The organism is Candidatus Dormiibacterota bacterium (genome assembly GCA_036495095.1).
GTDB lineage: Bacteria > Chloroflexota > Dormibacteria > Aeolococcales > Aeolococcaceae > CF-96.
In genome coordinates this window covers 94,552-100,692 of sequence record DASXNK010000194.1, presented here as the reverse complement: position 1 = coordinate 100,692, position 6,141 = coordinate 94,552, and the positions used below count along the sequence as shown (strand labels likewise).

The following is a 6,141-nucleotide window of genomic DNA, read 5'->3' as shown; positions in this document are numbered from 1 at the left end:
AAGACCGAGCTGCTCCTCGGGTACGGCACCATCCACGGCGACATGGCGCACGCGCTCAACCCGCTCGGCGACCTGTACAAGACCCAGGTGTTCGCGATGGCGCGCGCCCTGGACCTTCCGCAGCGTGTGGTCGAGAAGCCGCCGAGCGCCGACCTCTGGGAGGGCCAGTCGGACGAGCAGGAGCTCGGCTTCCAGTACGCGGTGGTCGACATGCTCCTGTACCACCTGGTCGACGAGCGCCGGACCCGCGAGGAGCTGCGCGTGCTCGGATTCGACGACGAGTTCATGGACCTGGTCGGCCGGCGGCTGCGCGACAACCAGTACAAGCGCCGCCTGCCGCTGATCGCCAAGCTCAGCGCACGCACCATCGACCGTGACTTCCGCTACCCCAGGGACTGGGGACGGTGAGCACCCTGTCGGTGGTGGCGACGCCGATCGGCAACCTCGAGGACATCACCCTGAGGGCGCTGCGCACCCTGCGCGAGTGCGACGCCGTGGTCGCCGAGGACAGCCGCCGCACCCGCGCCCTGCTCACCGCCCACGGCATCGGCGAGAAGCGGGTGCTCTCCCTGCCCGCCTTCGACGAGCGCCGCCGGGTGCCCGGGCTGGTGGCCCGGCTCGACGCCGGCGAGAACCTCGCCCTGGTCACCGACGGCGGCACCCCCGCGATCAGCGACCCCGGGTCGCTGCTGGTGCGAGCCGCCCGGGAGGCGGGGCACGCGGTGATCCCGGTGCCCGGCGCCTCGGCGGTGACCGCCGCGATCTCCGCCAGCGGGCTGGGGGGCGGCGGCTTCGTCTTCCTCGGGTTCCTGCCGCGCACCCCGGGCAAGCTGACCCGGACGGTCGGCGCCGCACTCGACGGGGGGCGTACCCTGGCCTTCCTCGAGTCCCCCTTCCGACTCGCCCGCACCCTGGCCACGCTCGCCCCGCTGCTGGGGACCCGCGAGGTGGTGGTCGCCCGCGAGCTCACCAAGCGCCACGAGACCCTGCACACCGGCACCGCCGAGCAGCTGGCGGCGCTCTTCACCGCCACCCCCCCGCGCGGCGAGTGCACCGTGCTGGTGGGCGGCTCCGATGTGGGAACCCACGCAGCATGACGTCCCCCGCCCGCTTCTACCTCACCGCCGCCATCGACTACGTCAACGGCAACCCCCACCTGGGGCACGCCTACGAGAAGATCGGCTGCGACGTGGTGCGCCGCCACCACCGGCTCCGCGGTCGCGACGTCCGCTTCACCGTGGGCAGCGACGAGCACAGCCAGTCGGTGGAGCGGGCGGCGCAGCAGCAGGGGATGGACCCCGAGGAGTTCTCGCTCCGGCAGGCGGAGGTGTTCCAGCGGGCCTTCGCCGCGCTCGACGTCGGGTACACCGCCTACGTGCGCACCAGCAGCGACGCCAACCGGCGCAGCACCGACCGCTTCATGCAGGCGATGTACGACGGCGGCCACATCTACAAGGGGCCGTACGAGGCCTGGTTCTGCCCCTCCTGCGAGCAGTTCTACACCGACAAGCAGCTGGTCGAGGGCAGCTGCCCGGTGCACGGCCGCCCCGTGGAGTGGGTGAAGGAGGAGAACTACTTCTTCCGCCTCAGCGCCTTCCAGCAGCCGCTGCTCGACCACTTCGAGGCCAACCCCGGCTTCCTCACCCCGGAGCCCCGCCGCAACGAGATCCTCAACGTCATCCGCGGCGGCCTCGACGACATCAGCATCTCCCGCGGGTTCTCCCACTGGGGCTTCCCGCTGCCCTTCGACCCCGAGCAGGTGGTCTACGTCTGGTTCGACGCGCTGCTCTCCTACATCACCGGCATCGGCTTCCCCGACGGCGCCGATTTCGAGCGCTTCTGGCCCGCCGACGTCCACATCATCGGCAAGGACATCACCCGCTTCCACACCGTGATGTGGCCGGCGATGCTGCTCGCCGCCGGGCTGCCCCTGCCCCGGCGGGTGCACGCCCACGGCTTCGTCACCCTCGGCGGCCGCAAGATGAGCAAGTCGACCGGGGTGCGCATCGACCCGTTCGACCTGGTGACCCGGTTCGGCAGCGACGCGGTGCGCTACGTGCTGATGGCCGAGGTGCCCTTCGACCGTGACGGCGACGTCTCGATGGAGACCTTCGTCGACCGCTACAACGCCGATCTGGCCAACGACTACGGAAACCTGGTGTCGCGCACCGAGAAGATGGTGGCCCGGTACTTCGAGGGCCGGGTGCCCGAGCCCGGCGCCGCCGAGCCGATCGACTCGGAGCTGGCCGCGGTCGCCGCCGAGGTGGTCACCGCCCACGAGGCGGCGATGGAGCGGCTCGACCTCAGCGGCGCCCTCGCCGAGGTGCGCCGGCTGGTCGCCCGGGCCAACAAGTACATCGACGAGACCGCCCCCTGGAGCATGTCGAAGACCGGCGACCCGCGCCTGGGCACGGTGCTCGGCAGCCTGCTCGAGGCGATCCGGGTGAGCACCCTGCTGCTCCATCCCACCCTGCCCCGGGCCACCGCCGCGGTGGCCGCCGACCTCGGGGTCGGCCTCGACGGCGACGCCGGTGCCGGCCTGCGCACCTGGCCGGCGCTCACCCCGGGGGCGCCGGTGGGGGTCGGCGCGATCCTCTTCCCCCGGCTCGACCGCGACCAGGACCTGGAGGCTGGATGATCGAGGAGGCACTGCGGCTGGTCGACACCCACTGCCACCTCGTCCTCCTCGACGAGCGGGGGATGCTCGACGAGGCGCTGGAGCAGGCCGCCGACGCGGGGGTCGAGCAGATCGTGTCGATCGGCCTCAACGTCGAGGACACCGACCGCAACCGCGAGCTCGCCGAGCGCCTCCCCGGGGTGTTCTTCACGGTGGGCTGGCACCCCCACGAGAAGGCCCCGCCGGACGCGGCCCAGCTCCGCAGCCTCGAGGAGATGCTCCGCCATCCCCGCGCCGTCGCGGTCGGCGAGATCGGCCTCGACTGGTACTGGCGGCCCGGGTACCACGAGGTCGATCCGGAGGTGCAGCGGCGCTCGCTGCGGCTGATGCTCGAGCTCGCCGCCGCCCACGCCAAGCCGATCGTGGTCCACGACCGCGACGCCCACGACGACGTCGTCGCCGAGCTCCGCGACGCCTTCGGCGCCGGCGACCACGCCGACCGCGGGGTCCTCCACTGCTTCAGCGGCGACGCCGCCCTCGCCCGCACCGCCGCCGGCCTGGGGATGGCCTGCTCCTTCGCGGGCACGGTCACCTATCCGAAGACCGATGGGATCCGCGCCGCCGCCCGCACCGTCGGCGACGGTGGCTACGTGGTCGAGACGGACGCGCCGTTCCTCGCTCCCGTCCCCTACCGCGGCAGGCCCAACCAGCCCGCCTACGTGGCCGCCACCGCCGCCGCCGTCGCCGGCCTGCGCGGCGAGCCCGCGGCGGCGGTGGCGCGGAGCGCGACCGCGACCTCCCGCCGGCTCTTCGGCCTCCCCGACCCCGGCGGCGGCGACGTGCTCGGCGGCCGGCAGCCGGCCGGATGACCGCCGGGCCCACCGCCGGCGCCGCCGCCGAGCTCGATCTGTGCAACCCGGGGACGGCGCTCGCCGTCGCCCGCCGCGCCGGGCTCGGCCTGAAGCGCCGCCTCGGCCAGAACCTGCTCGTCGACCGCGAGGTGGTCGAGCGGCTGGTCGAGGCCCTCGACCCCGGGCCCGAGGACGAGGTGTACGAGATCGGCCCGGGGATCGGCACCCTCACCTCGGCGCTGTGCGCCCGCGCCGGGCGGGTGGTCGCCGTCGAGCTCGACGAGGCCTGCATCCGCGCTCTGGCGATCACCCAGCACCGCCATCCCAACGTCGAGGCGGTGCACGCCGACGCGCTCCGCACCGGCGCCGTCGAGCTCGGCCTGGCCCCCGGATACCTGGCCGCCGGCAACATCCCCTACAACATCACCGGGGCGCTGCTGCAGCGGCTGCTGGAGGCGGAGTCGCCGCCCCGGCGGGCGGTGCTGCTGATGCAGCGCGAGGTCGCCGCCCGGCTCGCCGCCGGCCCCGGGGACTGGAGCCTCGCCACCCTCGCGGTGCGGTCGCTCGCCGGCGTCGAGCGGCTCGGCGACGTGCCCCCGGAGGCGTTCACGCCGCCGCCGGCGGTCCACTCCAGCATCCTCCGGCTCACCCCGCGGACGGTGCTCGGCCCCGCAGACCGGGCGGCGGTGCTCACCCTCGCCCGCCGCGCCTTCACGATGCGCCGCAAGACCCTGCGCCACGGGATCACCCACGCCCTCGACGGCGACGGCGCGCGGGCTCTCGCGGTGCTCGGGGCGGCGGGTGTCGACCCCGGGCGGCGCCCCGGCTCGCTCAGCCTCGAGGAGTGGCGGGAGCTGGCGATCGCGGCCGCCGGAGCGCAAGGGTGAGCCGGCGGGCGGCTCCGGAGCCGGACGCCGGCCCGTGGCCGGCCGACGAGACCCCGCCCCCGGCGGCCCGCATCGCCCCCGGCCTCCGTCCGGAGGACGCCGACGGCTTCGTGGGCGTGCTCCGCCGCACCGACTTCCGGCTGCTCTGGGCGGCCCAGGTGTGCAGCCAGCTGGCCGACAAGTTCCTGATGTTCACCCTGCTGGTGCTGGTCTACACCCTCAGCGGGCGGAGCACCGGCTCCTCGCTGGTGATGGTCGCGTACACCCTCCCCAGCGTCCTGCTCAGCGCCCCCGCGGGGGTGTACGCCGACCGCCACGACAAGCGGTCGCTGATGCTCGGCACCAACCTCCTGCGCGGGGGCCTGATCCTGCTCATCCCCCTGAGCCAGCACGTGCCCCTCCTGTCCGACCGGGCCTGGCCGCTGCTGGTCATCACCCTGCTCTTCAGCGCCGTGGGCCAGGTGTTCGCCCCCGCCGAGGCCGCCAGCCTGCCCTTCCTGGTGCGCCGCGAGCAGATCATGACCGCCACCTCGCTGTTCATGACCACCGCCGTGGTCACCCTGGTGGTGGGGGTGCCGCTGGCCACGATCAGCGTCCGGGTGCTGGGGGCGACCGCCCCCTTCTACGTGGCCACGGCGCTGTTCGCGGCCGCCTCGTTCTGCATCTGGCGGGTGGGCACCAGCCTGCGCGCCGCCGCGGTCGAGCATCCGCCCGCCCGGAACATCGGCCGGGAGCTGCGCGAGGGGCTGATGATCCTGTGGAGCCATCCCGCCCTGCGGGTCGCCCTGGGGATCAGCACGGTGGCGCTGATCGTGGTCTTCAGCGTCTTCGGGCTGGGGCCGGGCTACATGTCGCAGCTGCTCGGGCTCCAGCCCACCGACACCTATCTGCTCCTCATCCCGCTCACCACCGGGCTGGTGGGCAGCGCCGTGGTGCTGGGCCGGGCCAGCCACCGCCGCGAGCCGTCCCGGTCCCGGCTGGCGGCCTGGTCGATGGCCTCCTCCGGCGCCGCGCTGCTCGGCCTGGGTCTGGTGCCGGGCACGCTGCGGCAGAGCTCCGCCTCGGTGCTCGCCGCCCCGGCGGCGATCGGCCTCGCGGTCGCCTTCGGGTGGTCGCTCGGGGCGCTGCTGATCCCGGCCTTCACCGTCCTCCAGGAGCGCACCGACGAGGCCACCCGGGGGCGGATCTTCGGGGGGATCTTCACCATCGTCAACGCCGCCGTGGCCCTGCCGCTGGTGCTCGCCGGGGGGTTCGCCGACGGCTTCGGGGTGGCCCGGGTGGTCTCCGTGCTCGGCGGCGGCCTGCTCCTCGCCGGGGTGGTCGCCGGCACCCTCGCGCGGGGCCAGCTCGGGGTGCTCGACGTGTCCGCCACCACCCACCCCCCGGGCTGACCCGGCTCCGAACGAACCGAGCGCCCCATCGTGCAACGGTGGCGTCGCGGGCTCGACAAGAGGCGATGCGCGAGCGGGTCCGAGGGGGCGGCCGCTGGCACCCTGTGCCGGTCACATCACCCTGTTTCCGGAGCGGCTGTCCATGCGAGCCATCGTCACCTGCGAGTGCTGCGGCCACCGCCAGACGGTCGCGCGAGCCATCGAGCAGCCGGGCACCTTCCACCTGGTCTGCCACGAGTGCGAGCGCAGCCTTCGGATCGACGTCAGCCGCGAGGACCTGAGCGCCGCCGCCCGGACTCCCGGGTCGGCGTCCGCCGACCGGGCCGCGGCCGCCTGAGACTCCTGCTGGTATCATGCGGGCTCCGCTGGGATCGGGGGTCCGCCCCTGTCACCGT

General features: G+C 74.2%; 7 protein-coding genes. All 7 read left to right on the top strand.

Going from position 1 to position 6,141, the window contains the following annotated elements:
• Positions 1–408, top strand: a 408-nt coding sequence (gene nadE, locus VGL20_19635; protein HEY2705899.1) for an NAD(+) synthase, incomplete at its 5' end; no start/stop codon positions are given.
• Positions 405–1,097: a 16S rRNA (cytidine(1402)-2'-O)-methyltransferase gene (gene rsmI / locus VGL20_19630; protein ID HEY2705898.1), complete on the top strand. Its 693-nt coding sequence runs from the start codon at positions 405–407 to the stop codon at positions 1,095–1,097. The genes nadE and rsmI, both read left to right, overlap by 4 nt.
• Complete coding sequence (gene metG, locus VGL20_19625; protein HEY2705897.1) at positions 1,094–2,638, top strand: methionine--tRNA ligase; 1,545 nt, start codon at positions 1,094–1,096, stop codon at positions 2,636–2,638. Before rsmI ends, metG begins: the two co-directional genes overlap by 4 nt.
• A complete protein-coding gene (locus tag VGL20_19620; protein HEY2705896.1) occupies positions 2,635–3,486 on the top strand; it encodes a TatD family hydrolase in 852 nt (283 codons plus the stop codon). Before metG ends, VGL20_19620 begins: the two co-directional genes overlap by 4 nt.
• The gene (gene rsmA, locus VGL20_19615) at positions 3,483–4,355 is read left to right on the top strand and encodes a 16S rRNA (adenine(1518)-N(6)/adenine(1519)-N(6))-dimethyltransferase RsmA (protein ID HEY2705895.1); all 873 of its coding nucleotides are present in this window, start codon (positions 3,483–3,485) and stop codon (positions 4,353–4,355) included. The genes VGL20_19620 and rsmA overlap by 4 nt, the downstream gene beginning before the upstream one ends.
• Positions 4,352–5,746, top strand: a complete 1,395-nt coding sequence (locus VGL20_19610; protein HEY2705894.1) for an MFS transporter — start codon at positions 4,352–4,354, stop codon at positions 5,744–5,746. The genes rsmA and VGL20_19610 overlap by 4 nt, the downstream gene beginning before the upstream one ends.
• A 142-nt stretch (positions 5,747–5,888) precedes the next feature.
• A complete protein-coding gene (locus VGL20_19605; GenBank protein ID HEY2705893.1) occupies positions 5,889–6,083 on the top strand; it encodes a hypothetical protein in 195 nt (64 codons plus the stop codon).
• The last annotated feature ends 58 nt before the right edge of the window (positions 6,084–6,141 follow it).